The organism is Streptomyces buecherae (genome assembly GCF_014295035.1).
Classification (GTDB): Bacteria; Actinomycetota; Actinomycetes; order Streptomycetales; family Streptomycetaceae; genus Streptomyces; species Streptomyces youssoufiensis.
Genome location: NZ_CP060404.1, coordinates 3,522,483 through 3,542,177 on the forward strand (window position 1 = coordinate 3,522,483; position 19,695 = coordinate 3,542,177).

20 protein-coding genes and 4 tRNA genes are annotated in these 19,695 nt (G+C 71.1%); 8 read left to right on the plus strand and 16 right to left on the minus strand.

The features are described 5' to 3' along the window. Window positions 1-108: 108 nt before the first annotated feature. The 5 genes from rplA to H7H31_RS13285 all read right to left on the minus strand — a co-directional run bounded on the left by rplA (window position 109) and on the right by H7H31_RS13285 (window position 3,046). Complete coding sequence (gene rplA, locus H7H31_RS13265) at window positions 109-825, minus strand: 50S ribosomal protein L1 (RefSeq protein WP_187064905.1); 717 nt, start codon at window positions 823-825, stop codon at window positions 109-111. A 116-nt stretch (window positions 826-941) separates the two neighbouring features. After that, a complete protein-coding gene (gene rplK, locus H7H31_RS13270) occupies window positions 942-1,376 on the minus strand; it encodes a 50S ribosomal protein L11 (RefSeq protein WP_176163488.1) in 435 nt (144 codons plus the stop codon). A 194-nt stretch (window positions 1,377-1,570) separates the two neighbouring features. Further along, on the minus strand, window positions 1,571-2,494 hold the full coding sequence (gene nusG / locus H7H31_RS13275) for a transcription termination/antitermination protein NusG (RefSeq protein WP_187064906.1): 924 nt from the start codon (window positions 2,492-2,494) through the stop codon (window positions 1,571-1,573). Window positions 2,495-2,575: 81 nt separating this feature from the next. Next, window positions 2,576-2,863: a preprotein translocase subunit SecE gene (gene secE / locus H7H31_RS13280; RefSeq protein WP_176163486.1), complete on the minus strand. Its 288-nt coding sequence runs from the start codon at window positions 2,861-2,863 to the stop codon at window positions 2,576-2,578. Window positions 2,864-2,973: 110 nt separating this feature from the next. After that, a tRNA-Trp gene (locus tag H7H31_RS13285) sits at window positions 2,974-3,046 on the minus strand. A gap of 201 nt (window positions 3,047-3,247) precedes the next feature. Between H7H31_RS13285 and H7H31_RS13290 the strand changes: the two genes are divergently transcribed. Both H7H31_RS13290 and H7H31_RS13295 read left to right on the plus strand, forming a co-directional pair. Beyond that, the gene (locus tag H7H31_RS13290) at window positions 3,248-4,483 is read left to right on the plus strand and encodes a pyridoxal phosphate-dependent aminotransferase (protein WP_187064907.1); all 1,236 of its coding nucleotides are present in this window, start codon (window positions 3,248-3,250) and stop codon (window positions 4,481-4,483) included. 140 nt (window positions 4,484-4,623) lie between these two features. Beyond that, window positions 4,624-5,694, plus strand: coding sequence for an adenosine deaminase (locus H7H31_RS13295; RefSeq protein ID WP_187064908.1), 1,071 nt, complete (start codon window positions 4,624-4,626; stop codon window positions 5,692-5,694). Window positions 5,695-5,763: 69 nt separating this feature from the next. On the opposite strand, the gene H7H31_RS13300 is transcribed toward H7H31_RS13295, so the two are convergent. Beyond that, window positions 5,764-6,345 (minus strand): TetR/AcrR family transcriptional regulator, encoded by a 582-nt coding sequence (locus H7H31_RS13300; protein ID WP_187064909.1) that lies wholly within the window; start codon window positions 6,343-6,345, stop codon window positions 5,764-5,766. Between the two features lie 138 nt (window positions 6,346-6,483). On the opposite strand from H7H31_RS13300, the gene H7H31_RS13305 reads away from it, so the two are divergent. Further along, window positions 6,484-7,122, plus strand: a complete 639-nt coding sequence (locus tag H7H31_RS13305; RefSeq protein ID WP_187064910.1) for an NAD(P)-dependent oxidoreductase — start codon at window positions 6,484-6,486, stop codon at window positions 7,120-7,122. A 55-nt stretch (window positions 7,123-7,177) separates the two neighbouring features. Here H7H31_RS13305 and H7H31_RS13310 read toward each other — a convergent pair whose 3' ends face one another. From H7H31_RS13310 to H7H31_RS13345, 8 genes are all read right to left on the minus strand, one after another. Beyond that, window positions 7,178-8,257 (minus strand): UDP-N-acetylmuramate dehydrogenase, encoded by a 1,080-nt coding sequence (locus H7H31_RS13310; protein ID WP_187064911.1) that lies wholly within the window; start codon window positions 8,255-8,257, stop codon window positions 7,178-7,180. 123 nt (window positions 8,258-8,380) lie between these two features. Next, complete coding sequence (locus H7H31_RS13315; protein ID WP_187064912.1) at window positions 8,381-9,835, minus strand: DHA2 family efflux MFS transporter permease subunit; 1,455 nt, start codon at window positions 9,833-9,835, stop codon at window positions 8,381-8,383. A gap of 247 nt (window positions 9,836-10,082) precedes the next feature. Further along, on the minus strand, window positions 10,083-10,706 hold the full coding sequence (locus tag H7H31_RS13320) for a TetR/AcrR family transcriptional regulator (RefSeq protein ID WP_232109818.1): 624 nt from the start codon (window positions 10,704-10,706) through the stop codon (window positions 10,083-10,085). 224 nt (window positions 10,707-10,930) lie between these two features. Next, window positions 10,931-11,365 carry a MaoC family dehydratase gene (locus H7H31_RS13325; RefSeq protein WP_187061261.1) on the minus strand — a complete coding sequence of 145 codons (435 nt, stop codon included), beginning with the start codon at window positions 11,363-11,365 and terminating at the stop codon, window positions 10,931-10,933. A gap of 5 nt (window positions 11,366-11,370) precedes the next feature. Further along, window positions 11,371-11,823, minus strand: coding sequence for a MaoC family dehydratase N-terminal domain-containing protein (locus H7H31_RS13330; RefSeq protein WP_176163478.1), 453 nt, complete (start codon window positions 11,821-11,823; stop codon window positions 11,371-11,373). A gap of 90 nt (window positions 11,824-11,913) precedes the next feature. Beyond that, a complete protein-coding gene (rpmG, locus tag H7H31_RS13335; RefSeq protein WP_003956487.1) occupies window positions 11,914-12,078 on the minus strand; it encodes a 50S ribosomal protein L33 in 165 nt (54 codons plus the stop codon). A gap of 115 nt (window positions 12,079-12,193) precedes the next feature. After that, window positions 12,194-12,266 (minus strand) — tRNA-Met (locus tag H7H31_RS13340). Window positions 12,267-12,320: 54 nt separating this feature from the next. Next, window positions 12,321-12,393: transfer RNA gene (locus tag H7H31_RS13345), tRNA-Thr, on the minus strand. 324 nt (window positions 12,394-12,717) lie between these two features. Here H7H31_RS13345 and H7H31_RS13350 point away from each other — a divergent pair. Beyond that, entirely contained in the window at window positions 12,718-13,992 is a 1,275-nt protein-coding gene (locus tag H7H31_RS13350) for an amidohydrolase family protein (protein ID WP_187061262.1), read from the plus strand. Between the two features lie 121 nt (window positions 13,993-14,113). Here the strand turns inward: H7H31_RS13350 and H7H31_RS13355 are convergent, their stop codons facing one another. Continuing rightward, window positions 14,114-15,121 (minus strand): hypothetical protein, encoded by a 1,008-nt coding sequence (locus H7H31_RS13355; RefSeq protein ID WP_187117914.1) that lies wholly within the window; start codon window positions 15,119-15,121, stop codon window positions 14,114-14,116. A gap of 681 nt (window positions 15,122-15,802) precedes the next feature. On the opposite strand from H7H31_RS13355, the gene H7H31_RS13360 reads away from it, so the two are divergent. The 3 genes from H7H31_RS13360 to H7H31_RS13370 all read left to right on the plus strand — a co-directional run bounded on the left by H7H31_RS13360 (window position 15,803) and on the right by H7H31_RS13370 (window position 18,274). After that, complete coding sequence (locus tag H7H31_RS13360) at window positions 15,803-16,465, plus strand: NAD(P)H-binding protein (protein WP_187061264.1); 663 nt, start codon at window positions 15,803-15,805, stop codon at window positions 16,463-16,465. Between the two features lie 792 nt (window positions 16,466-17,257). Continuing rightward, on the plus strand, window positions 17,258-17,617 hold the full coding sequence (locus H7H31_RS13365) for a hypothetical protein (protein ID WP_187061265.1): 360 nt from the start codon (window positions 17,258-17,260) through the stop codon (window positions 17,615-17,617). Between the two features lie 87 nt (window positions 17,618-17,704). Then, a complete protein-coding gene (locus tag H7H31_RS13370; protein WP_187061266.1) occupies window positions 17,705-18,274 on the plus strand; it encodes a VanZ family protein in 570 nt (189 codons plus the stop codon). Between the two features lie 541 nt (window positions 18,275-18,815). Here the strand turns inward: H7H31_RS13370 and H7H31_RS13375 are convergent. Continuing rightward, window positions 18,816-18,897: transfer RNA gene (locus H7H31_RS13375), tRNA-Tyr, on the minus strand. Window positions 18,898-19,094: 197 nt separating this feature from the next. Between H7H31_RS13375 and H7H31_RS13380 the strand changes: the two genes are divergently transcribed. Further along, entirely contained in the window at window positions 19,095-19,583 is a 489-nt protein-coding gene (locus tag H7H31_RS13380) for a YajQ family cyclic di-GMP-binding protein (protein ID WP_176163472.1), read from the plus strand. The last annotated feature ends 112 nt before the right edge of the window (window positions 19,584-19,695 follow it).

Below are 19,695 nucleotides of genomic sequence, written 5' to 3' on the forward strand. Positions count from 1 at the left end.
GCTGCTTACTGCCCCTCGCAGAGTAGCTGAGCAGAGACGGGGACAACGCGCAAGCCCCGCACCTTTGAGGAGGTGCGGGGCTCGTGTGGTCGCTCAGACGCCTGACGATCAGACGGCGTCTTCCTCCACGAGGAGGTTGCGGGTGCGGTTGGAGTCGAGCGGGATGCTCGGCCCCATGGTGGTGGTCACCGCGGCCTTCTTGATGTAGCGGCCCTTCGCGGCGGAGGGCTTCAGACGCAGGATCTCGTCCAGCGCCGCCGCGTAGTTCTCGACCAGCTGCTGCTCACCGAACGACACCTTGCCGATGATGAAGTGCAGGTTCGAGTGCTTGTCGACGCGGAACTCGATCTTGCCGCCCTTGATGTCGGTGACGGCCTTGGCGACGTCGGGGGTCACGGTGCCGGTCTTCGGGTTCGGCATCAGACCACGCGGACCGAGCACGCGGCCGAGGCGGCCGACCTTGCCCATCAGGTCCGGGGTGGCGACGACGGCGTCGAAGTCGAGGCGGCCCTTGGAGACCTCGTCGATCAGTTCGTCGGAGCCGACGATGTCGGCCCCCGCGGCCTCCGCGGCAGCAGCACGGTCACCGGTCGCGAAGACCAGGACCCGGGCGGTCTTGCCGGTGCCGTGCGGCAGGTTCACGGTGCCACGGACCATCTGGTCGGCCTTGCGCGGGTCGACGCCCAGACGCATGGCGACCTCGACGGTCGCGTCGAACTTGGTGCTGGTGGTGTCCTTCGCGAGACGGACGGCCTCAAGCGGGGCGTAGAGCCGCTCCCGGTCGATCTTCTCGTCCGCGCTGCGGAGAGCCTTGCTGCGCTTCACTGCTGCTCCTGGTAGTCACTCTCACGGCTACCGCCGCGAGTCAGGGATGGAGTCGTGGTCCGGGCCAGCGCCTGGCCCTGCCACTGGGGGCCGTGGCCCCGGGGACGTGGAGGTGCTCAGCCCTCGACCGTGACGCCCATCGAACGGGCGGTGCCCGCGATGATCTTCTCGGCGGCGTCGAGGTCGTTGGCGTTCAGGTCGGGCATCTTGGTGGTGGCGATCTCGCGGACCTGGTCGCGGGTGATCTTGGCGACCTTGGTCTTGTGCGGCTCGCCGGAGCCCTTGTCCACGCCCGCGGCCTTGAGGATCAGCTTGGCGGCCGGCGGAGTCTTGGTGATGAAGGTGAAGGAGCGGTCCTCGTAGACCGTGATCTCCACCGGCACGACCATGCCACGCTGCGACTCGGTCGCGGCGTTGTAGGCCTTGCAGAACTCCATGATGTTGACGCCGTGCTGGCCCAGCGCGGGGCCGACCGGCGGCGCCGGGTTGGCGGCACCAGCCTGGATCTGGAGCTTGATCAGCCCCGTGACCTTCTTCTTCTTGGGAGGCATGTGCTCTCTCCGGGTCTGAGTGAGAGGTTTTCGCCGGCCATCCGGTCATCCGGATGGAGGCATACCGCACAACGATAACGGGTATAGCTATGCGGCCAAAAACCAAGCAGGTCAGAAGGGGTGCCCGGGGGCCCTTGCGGGCGCCTCGGGCGGGCCTTCCGACCTGCTCGGCTGTGGCTGGGTGATCCGCGGGATCAGTTCTTCTGGATCTGGTCGAAGCTCAGCTCGACCGGGGTCTCGCGACCGAAGATCTCGACGAGGCCCTTGACCTTCTTCGAGTCGGCGTTGATCTCGTTGATCGTCGCCTGCAGCGTCGCGAACGGGCCGTCGGTGACGGTGACGGAGTCGCCCACCTCGAAGTCGAGGACCTGGACCTCGACCTTGCGGCTCGGCGCCGGGAGGCCGGACTCGGCGGCGGCGGCCTTGGCCGCTGCCTCCTCGGCCTCCGGGGCGAGCATCTTGACGATCTCGTCGAGGGTCAGCGGGTACGGGTCGTAGGCGTTGCCCACGAAGCCGGTGACACCCGGCGTGTTCCGCACGACGCCCCAGGACTCGTTCGTCAGGTCCATGCGGACCAGGACGTAGCCGGGGAGCTTGTTCTGCCGAACCGTGCGGCGGTCGCCGTTCTTGATCTGGACGACCTCCTCCTGCGGCACCTCGGCCTGGAAGATGTAGTCCTCGACGTTGAGCGAGACGGCGCGCTGCTCGAGGTTGGTCTTCACGCGGTTCTCGTAGCCCGCGTAGGTGTGGATGACGTACCACTCGCCGGGAAGCGTGCGCAGTTCCTCGCGCAGTGCCTCGACCGGGTCCACGGCCTCTTCCGCCACGGCCTCGGCGGGCTCCTCGGCGTCCTCGTCCGCTTCTTCGGTGGCCTCGTCCGTGGCCTCGGCGGGCTCGTCCGCCTCGTCCGTCGCCTCGGTGTCGGCTTCCTCCGCCGCGACGTCCGCGTCCGCCGCCTCGTCGGCCGTGCCCGGGGCGTCCGCCTCCGCGGCGTCCGTCCCCTCGGCACCGTCGAGCGCGACGCCCTCCTCGGCCGGGGCAGCCGCCGGGTCGGCCGTCGCCGCAGCCTCTTCGCCCTCGCGGGGCTCGATGGCGTCGTTCAGGTTCGGGTCAGACACGGTGGCTGCTTCTTCCTGGCTACAAGAGGGGTGGAACGTGCGATAGGGGCGCCGCACGGGATCGCGGTGCCCTACGCGGGATCAGCCGAAGATGTACTTGACGGCTTCGTTGAACCCGTAGTCAATCACGGTAACAAGACCGATCATGATGACCACGAAGACGATCACTACGGTGGTGTACGTCGAGAGCTGGTTACGCGAAGGCCAGACAACCTTGCGCAGCTCGGCGACAATCTGGCGGTAGAACAGCGCGAGGCGGCCGAACGGCCCCTTCTTCCCGCGCTTGCCCCCGCGGCGGCCCTTCTTGGCGGCCTCGTCGTCTGGACGACCGCTTTCAGGCGTCGCGGTGGAGCCAAGGGCTTCCGTCACTCGTCCTCACCTGAATCCGGATCGTGGCCGTGCCGCGTCCGGTCCGGCCGCACAGCGGTGCAATTTGAGTACTGCGCATGCACACACCCGTCCGTGCTGGATGTGTGTAGCAGGGCCGGAGGGACTTGAACCCCCAACCGCTGGTTTTGGAGACCAGTGCTCTACCAATTGAGCTACGACCCTTTGTGGCCCCCAACGTACAGCATCCGGCCGGCTGCACGGAGTGCGTGAGTGGACGCGGTTGTTGGGACCCGACGACGCATGAGTGTACGTGCTGAACGGCCAACCGTCGAACGTTCGGCTGCGCGGCGACCGCGCGGTGGCTCCGCGTTCGCCTCGCAAACCCCCGTGCCGCTCCCGCTGGCGGTCTGCGACGATGCAGACATGACCGCTGCTACTCCGCAAGAGACCGCCCCCACCGACCGACGGGTATCGACCCGGGTCGGTTCGATCTCCGAGTCCGCCACCCTCGCCGTCGACGCCAAGGCCAAGGCCCTGAAGGCCGCCGGGCGCCCGGTGATCGGATTCGGCGCGGGCGAGCCGGACTTCCCGACGCCCGACTACATCGTCGAGGCCGCGGTGGAAGCCTGCCGCGACCCGAAGAACCACCGCTACACGCCGGCCGGTGGACTGCCCGAGCTGAAGGCCGCCATCGCCGCCAAGACGCTGCGCGACTCGGGCTACGAGGTCGAGGCGTCCCAGGTGCTGATCACCAACGGTGGCAAGCAGGCGATCTACGAGGCGTTCGCCGCCATCCTCGACCCGGGCGACGAGGTCATCGTCCCCGCCCCGTACTGGACCACCTACCCCGAGTCGATCCGGCTCGCGGGCGGCGTGCCGGTGCCGGTGGTCGCGGACGAGACGACGGGGTACCGGGTCTCCGTCGAGCAGCTTGAGGCCGCGCGCACCGACCGGACCAAGGTCGTGCTGTTCGTCTCCCCCTCGAACCCGACCGGTGCCGTCTACTCACGTGAGCAGGTCGAGGCGGTCGGCCGCTGGGCCGTCGAGCACGGCCTGTGGGTGCTGACCGACGAGATCTACGAGCACCTGGTCTACGGGGACGCCGAGTTCCACTCGCTGCCGGTGGTCGTGCCCGAGCTGCGCGACAAGTGCGTCGTGGTCAACGGCGTGGCCAAGACGTACGCGATGACCGGCTGGCGGGTGGGCTGGGTCGTCGGTCCCAAGGACGTCGTCAAGGCCGCGACCAACCTCCAGTCGCACGCCACCTCCAACGTCTCCAACGTGGCGCAGCGGGCGGCGCTCGCGGCGGTCTCCGGCGAGCTGGACGCGGTGGCGGCGATGCGCGAGGCGTTCGACCGGCGGCGCAAGACGATCGTGCGGATGCTGAACGAGATCGAGGGCGTCGAGTGCCCCGTCCCCGAGGGCGCGTTCTACGCGTACCCGTCGGTGAAGGGCCTGCTCGGCAAGGAGATCCGCGGTAGGCGGCCCGCCACGTCGGTGGAGCTGGCCGAGCTGATCCTGGAGGAGGTCGAGGTGGCGGTCGTGCCGGGTGAGGCGTTCGGCACCCCGGGCTACCTGCGCCTTTCGTACGCGCTGGGCGACGAGGACCTGGCCGAGGGCGTGGGCCGGATGCAGAAGCTGCTGGCGGAGGCCCGCTGACGGTGTGTTCGGGCCGCGCCGCGGCCGATGCGGGAGGACGGGCGTCCGGCGCGAGCCGGGCGCCCGTCCACGTGTGCGGGGTCCGCGCCGATCGGGGAATCCGGCTTCCGGGCGCGTCGGGCATACGGCAAGATCTGGGGATGTTGCACTTCCCCGCCTCCGCCTCTCCCGGTGGGCGTGCCGCCGACGCGCCCACCGGACGAAACCTGCGGCTGCTGCCCAAGGCCCATCTGCATCTGCACTTCACCGGCTCGATGCGTTCGGACACGCTCATCGAACTGGCCGACAAGTACGGCGTTCACCTACCGGAGGCGCTCAGCAGCGGCGAGCCGCCCAGGCTGCGCGCGACCGACGAGCGCGGCTGGTTCCGCTTCCAACGCCTGTACGACATCGCGCGCTCGTGCCTGCGGGAGCCCGAGGACATCCAGCGGTTGGTGCGCGAGGCGGCCGAGGAGGACGTGCGGGACGGCTCCCGCTGGCTGGAGATCCAGGTCGACCCGACCTCGTACGCCCCTCGGCTCGGCGGGCTGATCCCGGCGTTGGAGATCATCCTGGACGCGGTGGACCGCGCCGCGCGCGACACGGGGCTGGGGATACGGGTGCTGGTGGCCGCCAACCGCATGAAGCACCCGCTGGACGCGCGCACCCTGGCGCGGCTCGCGGTGCGCTACGCGGACCGCGGCGTCGTGGGCTTCGGGCTCTCCAACGACGAACGGCGCGGCTTCGCCCGCGACTTCGACCGGGCGTTCGCCATCGCCCGCGAGGGTGGCCTGCTGGCCGCGCCGCACGGCGGCGAGTTGGCCGGACCCAGCAGCGTCCGCGACTGCCTGGACGACCTGCGCGCGGCCCGGGTGGGGCACGGCGTGCGGGCCGCCGAGGACCCGCGGCTGCTGCGCCGGCTGGCCGACCGGCAGGTCACCTGCGAGGTGTGCCCGGCGTCGAACGTGGCGCTCGGCGTGTACGACAAGGCGGAGGACGTGCCGTTGCGGGCGTTGTTCGAGGCCGGGGTGCCGATGGCGCTGGGCGCGGACGACCCGCTGCTGTTCGGGGCCCGGCTCGCCGACCAGTACGAGCTGGCCCGCACGCACCACGGGTTCACCGACGCGGAGCTGGCCGAGCTGGCCCGGCAGTCGATCCGTGGTTCGGCCGCGCCGACGCCGGTCCGCGACGGGTTGATCGCGGAGATCGACGCCTGGTTGGCGGCGGCGTAGCGGAGCGCGGGGCGCGCGCGGGTGCGCGGCCCGGTGGCGGGTCGCCCCGGGGCGCGCGCCGTGACGCCGTCAGCCGATGCCGCGCAGCACCGTACGGGCGAGGTCAGCGGCGAACTCCGCGAGCGGGGGCTCGTTCTCGTCCGTGCTGAGCAGGAACGCGCGCTGGCAGCAGGCGCCGAGCAGGAGCGCCGCGGCGCTGTCGCAGTCGGCGTCGGGGCGCAGGCGGCCGGCCGCGCGCTCGGCGCGCAGGTAGCCGGCGAGCCCGTCCAGCGGCCGGCGCGGGCCCGCGTTGATCTCGCGCAGCCCCTCGTTGTGCCGCTTGAGCAGGGTGGGCTCGGCGTACAGGGCCGCGATGATCGGGACGCTGGAGGCGTAGAACTCGGCGGCCCTGCGGGCGATTTCGGTCAGGTTCTCGGTCATGTCGCGCTCGCCCGGGTGCTCGGTCAGCTCGGCGAGCAGCGGGCCGAGCTTGGGCAGCCGCTCCTCCAGGACGCGTACGAAGATGTCCTCCTTGTTGCGGAAGTGCTTGTAGAGGGCCGCCTCCGAGCAGCCGGCCGCGCGGGCGATCTCCTTGGTGGTGGCGCGGGCCAGGCCGATGGTGCGCAGTAGGCGTTCGGCGGCGTCGAGGATCCGGGCCCGGGTGGGGGTCATGGGGGGGCTCCCTGGTGGCGTGGCTGTGTCGCGCGCGCCGCGTCGTCTTCGCTTGGCCTCCGGAGCGACTTGACGCGACCGTGAGTGGTTACTCACCCTAGAGGTGAGTGAATACTTACCCACCTTCGAGGGGGAGCCATGCGACTCACGGTGTTCGGCGCGACCGGCGGCACCGGTCGCCTCCTGGTGCGGCAGGCCCTGGACGCGGGCCACCAGGTCACGGCCGTGGTCAGGGACCCGGCCCGGCTGACGGTGACCCACCCGGAGCTGGCCGTCGTCACCGCCCCCGACCTCACGGACGAGCGGGCGCTGCGGCACGCCGTCGCGGGACGGGACGCGGTGCTCTCGGCCGTCGGCGCGCCCACCAACAAGCGGGCGGGGATCGCGTCGGCGGCGACCCGCGGCATCGTGCGGGCCATGGCGGCCGGTGACGTACGGCGGCTGGTCGCGATCAGCGCGGCCCCGGTCGGCGAGGTCCCACAGGGCGAGGCGCTGCTGGGCCGGGCGGTGATATGGCCGCTGGTCAGGGCGGCGTTCCGGAAGGTCTACGCGGACCTGGCGGTCATGGAGCGGGTCATCGCCGCCTCGGACACGGACTGGACCGTCGTGCGCCCGCCCCGGCTGCTCGACCGGCCGCTGACCGGCACGTACCGCACGGCGCTGGGCACCGGCGTCCGCGACGGCCACTCGCTCTCCCGCGCCGACCTGGCCCACGCGATGCTGGCGCTGCTCGACGACCCGCGGGCGGTGCGGCAGTACGTGGGCGTGGCCTGCTAGCCACGCTCCCCCGCCCGCCCCGACCTCGCGGCGAGAGCGCCGGGCGCCCGGTCGGCTACAGCTCGACGCCGACCATGACCGGCTCGTTGACCAGCGTGACCCCGAAGGCGGCGCGGACGCCTGCGACCACCTCGCGGGCCAGCGCGAGCAGGTCCTCGGTGGTGGCCGCGCCGCGGTTGGTCAGCGCCAGCGTGTGCTTGGTGGAGATGCGGGCCGTGCCCTGCCCGTACCCCTTGGTGAAGCCGGCCTTGTCGATCAGCCAGGCCGCGGACGTCTTGGTCAGCCCGTCGCCGGCGGGGTAGGCCGGCGGCAGCACGTCCGGGCCGAGCCGCTCGGCGACCCGGGCCAGGAACGCGGCGTGCTCGGCCTCGTCGAGGATCGGGTTGGTGAAGAAGGAGCCCGCCGACCAGGTGTCGTGGTCCTCGGGGTCGAGCACCATGCCCTTGCCCGCCCGCAGCCGCAGCACGGTCTCGCGGGCGGCGCCCACCGGCACCCGGTCGCCCGGCCCCACCCCGAGCGCGCGCGCCGTCTCGGCGTACCTCAGCGGCGCCGAGAGGCCGCCCGCGTCCTCCAGCGCGAACCGCACCCGCAGCACCACGTGCCGGTCCGGGTGCTGCTTGAAGCGGCTGTGCCGGTAGGAGAAGCCACACTCCGCGCGCGGGATGGTGACCACCTCGTCGGCCTGCCGGTCGTACGCCACGACCTCGGTGATGACCGAGGAGACCTCCTGCCCGTACGCCCCCACGTTCTGGATCGGGGTGGCGCCGGCGGAGCCCGGGATGCCCGCCAGGCACTCGATCCCCGCGTATCCGGCCTCGACCGTGCGGGCCACGGCGGCCGACCAGTTCTCGCCCGCCGCCAACTCCAGGTGGGCGCCGCCACCCGCCTCGGACCCCGCGCCTTCGAGGGCGAAGCCGGCGGTGGCGATGCGCAGCGCCGTGCCGTCGAAGCCCTTGTCGGAGATGACCAGGTTGCTGCCGCCGCCGACGAGCAGCAGCGGGGTGCCCGCGGCGTCGGCCTCGCGGACGGCGGCGATCACCTCGGCGTCGGTGGTGGCCGTCACCAGGCGGGTGGCGGGGCCGCCGAGCCGGAAGGTGGTCAGCGGGGCGAGGGGGGCGTCATGGAGTTCCTGCACGGGCACAAGCGTACGGAACGCCACCGACACTCGGCGCCGGGCGGGCGGCCGGCGGCCGGGCCCGCAATGGGTCCGACCACCGGATCTGACCGCCGGCGCTGCCCTGGCCGCGCGCGGCCCCGGCTACACCGGCGCGGAGTGTCGCGCCGGCCCGGGCTCGGCCAGCGCGGGCGCCGGGCCCTCCGCGACCGATCCGGCGGGGCGCTGGCGCGGGGCCAGCAGCACCAGGACCGCGGCGAGCGCCAGCGCGCCGCCGCCCACCCACAGCGCGGGGGTGAGGCCGTCGGTGAACTCGCGGGGCGCCCCGTAGCCGCCGCGCGCGCTGAAGACGGAGGCGAGCAGGGCGACGCCGAGCGTGCCGCCGATCTCGCGCAGGGCGTTGCTCGCGCCCGAGGCGATGCCCTGCTCGGCGGGGCGTACGGAGTTCATCACCAGGGCCGAGACCGGCGCGAAGAACAGGGCCATGCCCACGCCGCTGATCGCGAAGGGCGCGACCTGGGCCGCGTACGAGAGGCCGGGTTCGGCGATGGCCGCCTGCCAACCGATGCCCACCGCCATCAGCGCGAGCCCGGTGGCGACGATCAGCCGGCCGTCGATCCGGTCGGAGAGGGCGCCGGCCAGCGGCGCGATGATCATCGGCATCGCGGTCCACGGCAGCATCCGCACCCCGGCCTCCAGCGGCGAGTAGCCCTGGACGAGCTGGAGGAACTGGGTGAGCAGGAAGATCGAGCCGAACATGCCGAGGTACATCAGCAGCCCGGCCGCGTTGACCGTGCTGAACGCGCGGGAGCGGAAGAGCCGCATCGGCAGCATCGGCGCGTCGGTGTGCAGCTCCCAGCGGACGAAGGCCACCAGCAGGGCCGCGCCGAGGCCGAAGCCGGCCAGCACCGGCGCGCTCGTCCAACCGTCGATGTTGCCCTGGATCAGCGCGAAGGTGATGCCGAGGAGGCCGAGGCTGGCCAGCACGGTGCCGACGACGTCGAGCCGGTCGGCCGGGCCGCGGCTCTCGACCAGCCGCAGCCGGGCCAGCGGCAGCAGCGCGATGCCGATGGGCACGTTCAGCCAGAAGATCCACTGCCAGGAGATGTGTTCGACCACCGCGCCGCCGATCAGCGGCCCGGAGGCGACGGCGAGCCCGTTGACGGCGCCCCAGATCCCGTACGCCATGCCGCGCCGCTCCGCCGGCACGGCCGCCGTGAGCAGGGTGAGGCTGAGCGGCATCAGCAGCGCCGCGCCGACCCCCTGCGCGGCCCGGGCGGCGATCAGCAGTCCGATGTCGGAGGAGAGTGCCGCGCCGGCGGACGAGGCGGTGAACAGCGCGATGCCCACGCCGAACACGCGGCGGCGCCCGAAGCGGTCACCGAGCGCGGCGCCGAGCATCAGCAGCACGGCGAAGCTGAGCGTGTACGCGTTGACGGTCCATTCGAGTTCCTCGATGCCGCCCCCGAGGTCCTCGCCGATGTCGGGGATGGCGGTGATGACGATGAGGTTGTCCAGCGCGGCCATGAACCCGGCGATGCTGGTGATCACCAGGGTCCAGACGGCGGTGGCTTTGGTCGGTGGCCGATCCGTGAGCATGGCAGGCTCCAAGATTAGTTATTGCTTACTAAGTTTCTCGGTCATGAGGGAACGCGGAATCCCCCGAGGGGCACGCGTGGATCGCTGCGCTGTCGGTTGCGGTCATGAGGCGTCTGGTCGTGGGGTGTCTGATAGCTGGTCGTCCGGTCGTCGGGCCACGCCCGCCGAACGGCTGGCCGCCGGCTACCGAAACGCCGGCGGGCGCCGGCCGTGGGCCGCTCAGCTCACGGCCCCATCCGGCGCGGGGTCACGGCGACCCCGTCTCGGCGGCGCCGTCCGGCAGGCCATCCGCCGCGCCGCGGGCCACCGCCTGCGTCGCGGCGGCCTTGCTGTACTCGTCGAAGGCCGCCCAGCACTGGTTGTCCCCCGGCACGCCCAGCGCCACGAGCACGTTGATGAGCATTCCGCGGGAGAAGAACTCGTCCAGCTCCTCGCTCGACGCCCCGCTCAGCTCGCGAACGGTCTCCCACATGCCCGTCCAGCCCTCCCGCACGTACGCCACGACGTCCTCGTCGTCCGAGCCGCCGGCGGTGACGTAGAGCTGCATCTGCATCAGCAGCAGCTCGCGGTCGACGATCAGCTCGGAGTACGCCTGGCCCATCGCCTCCAGCGCCTCTTCGCCGTACAGCCCGTCGGCGACGCGTACGAAGGTCTCGGTCGTCCGCGTGAAGCACAGTTCGGCGGCGGCCTTGAAGAGGGCCCGCTTGTTGGGAAAGAGCCGGAACAGGTACGGCTGGGAGACCCCGACGCGCCGCGCGATGGCCTCGGTCGAGGTGCCGTAGTACCCGCCCTTGGCGAACTCCGACATCGCCACCCGGACCGCGACCCTACGCCGCTCGTCCGCGCTCATACGGGGTGTGGAGTGCGCCATAGCCATAAGTTATTACTCAATAACTTTCGCCGTCAAGTGACGTCGGCCACCGCGACGCGGCAACCGCGCACCCCCGGGCCGACCCCGACCACCGCTCCCGCCCCGACGCCCCCGACCACCCGGCCGGCCGGCGGCCCGGCCGGCCCGCCCCCGGGCGAGCGACGCGCGGGGCCGCCGCACCCCCTGACCAGGGCGGACGGCGGCCCGGCGGCGACAGGCGGCGATCAGGCGAGGCGCACGACGGCGCGGGAGCGCCCCAGCACCTTCTGGTCGTTGCTGACCGCCGTGAGGTCGACGCGCACGGTGCGCGCCTCGTCGTCGAGCTTGGCGCCGACCTTGGCGCTGACCTCGATGAGCGCGCCCTTGTCGTCGTTCGGCACGACGACGGGCTTGGTGAACCGCACCCCGTACTCCGCGACGGCCGCCGGGTCCCCGACCCAGTCGGTCACCACACGGATCGCGGAGGCCATGGTGAACATGCCGTGCGCGATCACGTCCGGCAGCCCGACCTCCTTGGCGAACTTCTCGTTCCAGTGGATCGGATTGAAGTCGCCGGACGCCCCCGCGTAGCGCACGAGGGTCTCACGCGTCACCGGAAAGGACTGGCCAGGCAGTTCGGTACCGACCTCGACCTCGTCGTACGAAATCTTCGCTGTCATCTGTCTCACTTCCCGTCAGCGCCACGGGCCACGAGCATCGTGCGCGCGGTCACCACGAGTTCGCCGCTCTTATCGTGCACGTCGCCGCGCACGACGAGGATGTCGTTACCCGCCATGGTTCTGACCGACTCAATGGTGGAAGTGACCGACAGGCAGTCGCCCGCCCGCACGGGGCGGACGTAGCTGAAGGCTTGATCGCCGTGCACGACCCGGTTGTAGTCGAGACCGAGTTGCGGGTCGTGAATGACCTGGTGCGCCGCGCGATAGGAGATGGAGAACACAAAAGTCGGCGGGGCGATCACGTCGGGATGCCCGAGCGCCCGCGCGGCCGTGGGGTCGGTGTAGACGCCGTTCGTCTCCCCGATCGCCTCGGCGAACTCCCGGATCTTCTCGCGACCCACCTCGTACGGCTCGGTGGGCGGATAGGCCCGTCCGACGTAGCTCTCATCGAGCGGCATCGCTCGCACCTCCTGCGACTGTCGTGATCTTTACGTAGAACGCCACGAGGCCGCCCCCAGGCTGGGAGCGGCCTCGTGAACGAGCCTGAATTATCGCGTCTCGCGGTGCGCGGTGTGCGAGTTGCAACGAGGGCAGTGCTTCTTCATCTCAAGACGGTCCGGGTTGTTACGCCGGTTCTTCTTGGTGATGTAGTTCCGCTCCTTGCACTCCACGCAGGCCAGCGTGATCTTCGGGCGGACGTCGGTGGCAGCCACGTGAGTGCTCCTTGAACGTGGGGCCGCCCCAGGGGATCAGCCCGAGGGGACGGATGGATGAACGCAGAAAAGAGTAGCCGATCGAAGGACCGACCCCACAATCGGCTACTGTCAGTAGCGGTGACCGGACTTGAACCGGTGACACAGCGATTATGAGCCGCTTGCTCTACCGACTGAGCTACACCGCTGTGATGCGAGTGGCACCTACCCGATTATCTCGGGTAGGCAACCTCACACATCAGAGCCCCAATACGGAATCGAACCGTAGACCTTCTCCTTACCATGGAGACGCTCTGCCGACTGAGCTATTGGGGCGAGCGATGAAGACATTACACGCTCTGCCGCCGATCGTGAAATCCGTATCCACCCGCCCTGCGGCGGCTGGCGGATGCCTCCCGCACCACACCGGTACGACTATTCGGCTCCTCCTCGAAGCGGTCCCGGCCGCGCCCTAGGCTCGGAGCGCACCGAGTGATCTTGGCGCAGCGCGCCCCCGCGCGCCCGCGCACGCCCCGTCGCCCGCGCTGGCTCCCGCCCGGAACCCAGCACCCGTCCCCGACTCGCCCCGTGGCCGCCCGGCCGCCGGACGCCGCAGGTCACCGCCCCCAGCCCGCACTTCTCGCCACTCACAGGAGCGCGATGCCTGACAGCCAGCCGCAGCAGCCCCCGAGAAACGACGGCGCGGCATCCGACGCGACCGCGCTGCTGCTCAGCGGCGCCCGGCTTGCGGACGGGCGCACCGTCGACGTACGGCTCAGCGGCGGTCGCGTCGACGCGGTGGGCACCGCGGGCAGCCTCGCCCCCGGAGCCCGCGTCGACCTCAGCGGCTACCTCCTGCTGCCCGCCCCCGCCGAACCCCACGCCCACTGTGACCTCGCCCTCACCGCCGACGCGGACGGCCCAGCCGCGTACGCCCCCGACGAGGTCCAGCGCCGCACCACCGAGGCCGCGCTGCTGCAACTCGGCCATGGCGCGACCGCGCTGCGTACCCACGTGCGCGTCGGGGACGTGTCGGGGCTCGGCGCGCTGGAGGCGGTGCTGCTCGCCCGCAGGGCGCTGGGTGGGCTCATCGACGTCTCGGCGGTGGCCATGCCGCGCACGCTGACCGGGATCGCCGGGGCCGAGGGGCTCGCGATGCTGCGGGACGCGGTCAAGATGGGCGCCGGCGTCATCGGCGGCTGCCCCGACCTCGATCCCGACCCGACCGGCCACGTGGAGGCCGTCCTGGCGCTGGCCGCCGAGCACGGCTGCGCCGTCGACCTGCACCTGGACGGCGACGACCCGGCCCTGCTCGCCCGCTTCGCGGCGATGGCCGGCGGGCTGCGCCCCGGCGTCACGCTCGGCCCGTGCGGCGGCCTCACCCGGCTGCCGCGCCAGCTCGCCACGCGGGCGGCCGACCAGCTCGCCGCGGCCGGGATCACGGTGTGCGCGCTGCCGCAGGCCGAGTGCGGCGCGCTGGAGGAACGGCGCTCGCCGGTTTCGCCGTGCGCGCCGGTGCGGCTGCTGCGCGCCGCCGGCGTACGCGTCGCCGCGGGCAGCGGCGCCCTGCGCGACACGGCCAACCCGGTGGGGCGCGGCGACCCGCTGGAGGCCGGGTTCCTGCTCGCCTCGCGCGAGGGGCTGACCCCGGAGGAGGCGTACGAGGCGGTCAGTGGCCAGGCGAGGGCGGCCATGGGGCTGCCGGAGGTGCGGGTGGAGGCGGGGTTCCCCGCGGAGTTGCTGGCCGTGCGCGGCGAGAGCGTGGCCGGCGCCCTCTCGCTCGCGTACAGCCGCCTGGTGGTGCACCGGGGCCGGGTGGTGGCGCGGACCAGCGCGGTGCGCGAGTACTGCGACTCGGCCGCCGTGGTCGCGCTCGACCTGCCCCGCCAGGCGCGTACGACGCAGGGCGACGGCCGCCAGCCACCCCGGAACTAGCCGCCGCGCGCCGCGCCCCGGGGCGGCGCCGGCGCGGAACGCGCTCGCTAAAACGCCGGCAGGGGCGCTCGCGCGTGGCGGGCGCCCCTGCCGGACGGACTGATCTGACGGTTGGTCGCGGTTACTCGAGGCCCGCGAAGCTCTCGTCGAGGGAGCCGTCGCCGCCGAACGGGTCGTCGGTGGCGCCGGCCGCGTCGTCCTCGCCCAGGCCGCCGGTGAAGAGGGAGCCGAGGCCCATCATGAGCTGCTTGACGTCCACCTTGACGGCGTCGGACGGGGCGCTGACGTCGACGGGCTCGTCGAACGACAGGTTCATCGGCAGCTTTCCGTCACCCTGACCGGCCAGCTTCTTCTTGAGCTTGTTGTCGAATTCGGTCAGGTCCACCGTGGCGCCGCTGAGTTCGCTGCCCTTGACCGCGAAATCGACCGTGACCTTGTTGTTGGGAACGTCCTTCAGGTCCTTCTCGGTCGGCAGTTCCTTCTCGCCACCGGGCAGTTCCTTCGCGATCGGCCGCAGCCCGTTCACGATGGCCGTGGCCAACGGCCGCACCGGCACCGTGGCCAACACGTGGTCAGCCCCGTCCTTGCGGCCGGCCTCCTTGGTGGTGACCTGGCCCGCGAAGGCGTTCCGGATGGAGTTCAGCAGCTTCTTGCTGGTCTCCGGGCTCAGGGTGGGGTCCTCGGTGGGCGCGTCGGCGCCGCCCTCGGACTTCGCCATGTCCGTCATGTCGCGCCGGAGGTTCTCGAGGTCGGCCGCCTCGATCTTGATCCACTTCCCGGTGAGAAGCGCCTCACCGGCCTCGAAGCCCTTGGGGAGCTGGCCCTTCAGCTCGTCCGCCGAGGGCATCGTCTCGCCGCTGAGCTTGGCGAACTGCTGCAGGTCCAGCCGGTAGTACGCGGTCTTGTCCACCAGCCGGTACTCGGCCACGTCCCCGCCGGGGCCCGATATCTTGAGCTGGCTGCTCGTCATGTCCTTCTCCCCTGAGGATTCCAGGGGCTTATCGGACTTCGCGGAGAACGTCACCTTCATCTTGGACAGGAATTCGGCCACCTCGGGCGGCATCGGGTCGTCCGAGTCCTCGGCGAACAGCCGCATCTTCTCGGGCGTGGCGTCGAAGGACATCTGCACGGAGATCGCGTCCCGCTCACCGAGGTTGTCGGTGGCACGCGAAAGGCGCTGCCCGGCGGAGAGGTTTTCCTCGCTACCGCAGGCAGTGGAACCGGCTGCGAGCGCGACCGTGCAGCCGACAGCGACCAGGGACTTACGGATGGCGGTAATGGCAAGCTCCTCTTGCGTGGCGGCACGAGCGAGGCTGCCCCTCCCCCGCGCTCCCCTTGGTGACCACGTGTGTTCTCGCGTGGATCATGACGTGTCCCGGCCGGCGAGCCGGTGCGTCCCCGCACCGCCGCGCCCCCACCGCGAGACGACTGACGCACAGATGGTACGTACCCGGGAGGTCGTTGACTCCCGGATATCGGTCACCGTGCGCAACGCTCACCCCCCAACTTCGGCTCGGGCCGGTGCCGTACGCACCGTGCCGCGTGCCGTGTCGGAGTGCCGCGCCGTACGCGGTGCCGTACGCGGTGCCGTACGCGCACCGCGAGCCCGCGCGCCCCGCGGCGCCCACACCATCGCGATACGCGGGCGCGTGGCGCCCGCGCGACCCCGCACCCGCCCAACCCTGCGTCCGTACCCCGCGACCGACGCGCCGCGGCGAACGGACACATCCACGACAACCGGTCAGGGACGGATAAGAGACGCGTGAGTGGCGCCGATGGTTGCACGCCGCTCCGGCGTACGGTCGAGGGCATGCGCATTGTCATCGCTGGTGGACACGGTCAGATCGCGCTCCGGCTTGAGCGGTTGCTCGCCGGGCGCGGGGACGAGGTCGCGGGGATCATCCGCAGGCCGGAGCAGGCGGGCGACCTGCTGGCGGCGGGCGCGGAGCCCGTCGTGTGCGATCTGGAACACGCCTCGCTCGCCGAGGTGGCCCAGCATCTGGAGGGTGCGGACGCGGCGGTCTTCGCGGCGGGAGCCGGCCCTGGCAGCGGCGTGGACCGCAAGCAGACGGTGGACCACGCGGCAGCGGTCCTTTTCGCGGACGCGGCCGAGCGCGCCGGCGTACGCCGCTTCATCGTGGTCTCCGCGATGGGCGCCGACCGGGAGCCGAGCGCGGACACCGACCCGGTCTTCGCGGCGTACCTACGCGCCAAGGGCGCGGCCGACGCCGACGTACGCGCCCGCTCCGCGCTCGACTGGACCATCCTGCGCCCCGGCCGCCTCACCGACGACCCCGGCACCGACCTGGTCACCCTCGCCGAGTCCACGGGCCGGGCGGAGGTCACCCGGCAGGACGTGGCCGCGGTCCTGGCCGCCCTCCTCGACGAGCCGGCCACCGCGGGCCGGACCCTGGAACTCATCGGCGGCACCACCCCGATCGCGGAAGCCGTGCGGGCGGCAGCCGCACGCTGACCGAGAGGCCGGGCCGGGCTGGGGCCCGGCTGGACCCCCGCACGACGGTCCAGCCCGACCACGGCCCGGCCCTGGTCCAGCCCGGCCCGGCCCTGGTCCAGCCCGGTCCAGCCCTGGTCCCGTCCGGCCCGGCCCTGGTCCCTCCGGTCCGGAGGAAGACGTTCCAAGGCGTTATCGGACACGACCCGCACGGTGTGCCGCACGCCGCGACGCTGCCCGGGCCCGCGACGCCCGGGCAGCCTGCTGAGGCCCGCGGTGCTGCCTGGGCCGCTGGCGCGTACGAGTCTCCGCGATGCCGCTGGGCCTGATGGGACGCCTCAGGCACGCGGGGCGTGACAGAGCGGTCCCGCGAGGCGGATGTGACGCCTGAGCCGAACGCGACCCCGCACCTCCGGCGGAGCCGGCCACCCTCCACGCGCCGGCCCCGGCCACCACGAGGCCGGCGATGACGCGCGTGGCGCACCCCTAGCCTTGCCACCGTTGGCAAGCGACCCGAGCCCCCGCCGACGCCCCCACAGCGTTCCGCGACGGCTCCGCCCCTGATGGGACGCGGCACCCGGCATCAGGGCCGCCCGTGGTGAACCAAACGGCGTCCTTTTTCGACACAAGAAGAATCGATACGTCATGCGAAGCGCCCATTTACGCCCCTTTGGCGCGTTTATCTCCCACATGGACCGTATCCAGTTGGTAGCGTAATAAAGGCCCACCAGGGCCACTCCCACGCATATCGAAACGCCAATTCGAATGGGAGGGGAGATGCACGCTGTACACCCACTCGGAATATCCATAGCCTTGGCGGCCATTCTCGGCAGCACGGTGACGTTCGCTCCAGCGGCGAGCGCGACACCGGCGGGCTGCGGAGACCTCTCCAAGGGATCGCTCTGCATCAAGGGTGGAAAGGTCGGAAAAACCGGCTCCTTCACCTGGAGAGTCAGGTACGTGCGCCACCAGGGCGGCGAGATCAAGGTCAAGCTCGGATCGCAGCGCAAGAACTCTGATATCACCGCCTGGGAGCTTTGGTTCGGCACCAAGAAAACGAAGAACGGCGTCGCCGAATTACGCAAGAAACACGAGATCAACAAGGACGAGTGCATTCGCGGCGTGATGGAGTACAAGAACAAGGTGTACGTCACCAAGTGGCGCTGCCCCTGACCCGCTCAACGGGCTGGGCACCTCCGAAACAGGAGCCCAGCCTCGACGCCCACCACACCAGGGCCCTATACCTACGAGGAAGTGCGCATGTGGCAGGTCGTGCTGTACGTGAGCCCGGCAACCCTTGCCCTTTTCCTCACGGCAACCGTGGGACTGTGCCTCGCCGGCGCCCGGTGGCTCGCCCGCGACAGCGACCGGGCTTCCCGCGCGGCGCGCGCCCTCCTCCTGCTGTGGGCCGGCATCACCCTGGTGGCCACGGTGGCCCCCACTCAGCCGCTGGGCACCGGCGGCCACGCGATCGCCTGGATTCCCGGTGAGGGGATGTGGCAGCCCAGCGGCCACAGCGGCGCCGGCCTCTTCGCCGAAGAACGCGACATGATCGTGCGCCTCCAGATCGCCAACGCCGCCATGTTCACCCCCCTGGCGGCGCTGCTGCTGTTTTCCTTCCCCTCACTCGGCACCACTTCCGCAGTGCTTTCCTGCCTGCTCGCCAGCGCCACCATCGAGGCCACGCAGTTCCTCATGGCCGCGGGCCGCACCGTCGACATAGACGATCTCCTCTTCAACACCCTCGGCGGCGCCATCGGCGCCCTCATCGCCCGCTTCTCCCGCTATGCGGTGCGGGTTCACGCGCCGGCGGGGAGACATCGGGCTTGATGGGTGGGCTTTCGCTCGCCGAAGTCATCGGCCGGTCAATTCATCTCGTCATTCGCCCGCCTGCTCACGACTACGAACCTGCCGGCTTCGAAATTCATATAGCGCCACTGCCGGCACCTCAACAACGCACTCCATTCAGCGGTCGCATCAGTGCCGCAGCGCTTCATCCGAAGCGGTCAAGGCACGAGAAGCAGGCCACCGAGAAGGGGGCTACAGACCATCACCACCGCGCGATCGCAGCGAGAAGCAACGGCGGGGTGCCGCACATCGACGCCGGTGATTGTCCGCTCTCCGCTCGCTTCCGGCGACGGGCGAACGGACACCGACCGCGCGAGCGCCAGACACGGAACACGCACATACCCTGCCCCACCTGGACGTCACCGCGGGCTCACTATCGACGTCGCGTCCAGGCCCCGTCCATAAGCGCTGGTCGAGAACGTGCGGGCATCGGGGCAGCGAGGCACTACGCCCCACTCACCGCTCGCAACAAAAACGGCCCCCAATCCGCGTTTCCGCAGATCAGGGGCCGTCTCCCAGTGCGTGGCGGCGCCAGGATTCGAACCTGGGTAGGCTAAGCCGACGGATTTACAGTCCGCTCCCATTGGCCACTCGGGCACACCGCCTGGGATGTAGCCAAGAATTCCGCCCTTTGCTGAGATTGCTTGGGGCTCCCTGGCAACGACATAAACCATACCCGATGCCGGGGGGTGGTCCGCCACCGGGTTGATCGCCGCTGGAGCGTGGCCGAGGTAGCTAGGCTGGCAGCGCGGCCTGCTGGGCCGCTTCCCTGACGGATCTACGTACGAGGAGCCAACTCAACATGGCCGACTCCAGTTTCGACATCGTCTCGAAGGTCGAGCGGCAGGAGGTCGACAACGCGCTCAACCAGGCCGCCAAGGAGATCGCGCAGCGCTATGACTTCAAGGGCGTCGACGCGTCGATCGCCTGGTCGGGCGAGAAGATCGAGATGCGGGCCAACGCCGAGGAGCGGGTGAAGGCCGTTCTCGACATCTTCGAGACGAAGCTGGTCAAGCGTGGGATCTCGCTGAAGGCGCTGGACGCGGGCGAGCCGCAGGCGTCCGGCAAGGAGTACAAGATCTTCGCCTCGTTGCAGGAGGGGATCTCGCAGGACAACGCCAAGAAGGTCGCCAAGATCATCCGTGACGAGGGCCCGAAGGGCGTCAAGGCGCAGGTCCAGGGCGACGAGCTGCGGGTCTCCTCCAAGAGCCGCGACGACCTGCAGGCCGTGCAGGCGCTCCTCAAGGGCAAGGACCTCGACTTCGCGCTGCAGTTCGTGAACTACCGGTAACCGGCGTCTCTTCGTCGCCAGGCTGCCGCCGGTCGGAGGTCGACCCGCGGCAGCCCGGCGCCCCGGGCGCGGGCGGGGCGAGACCACGGTGGGCGTTCAGCGCCCGGGACCG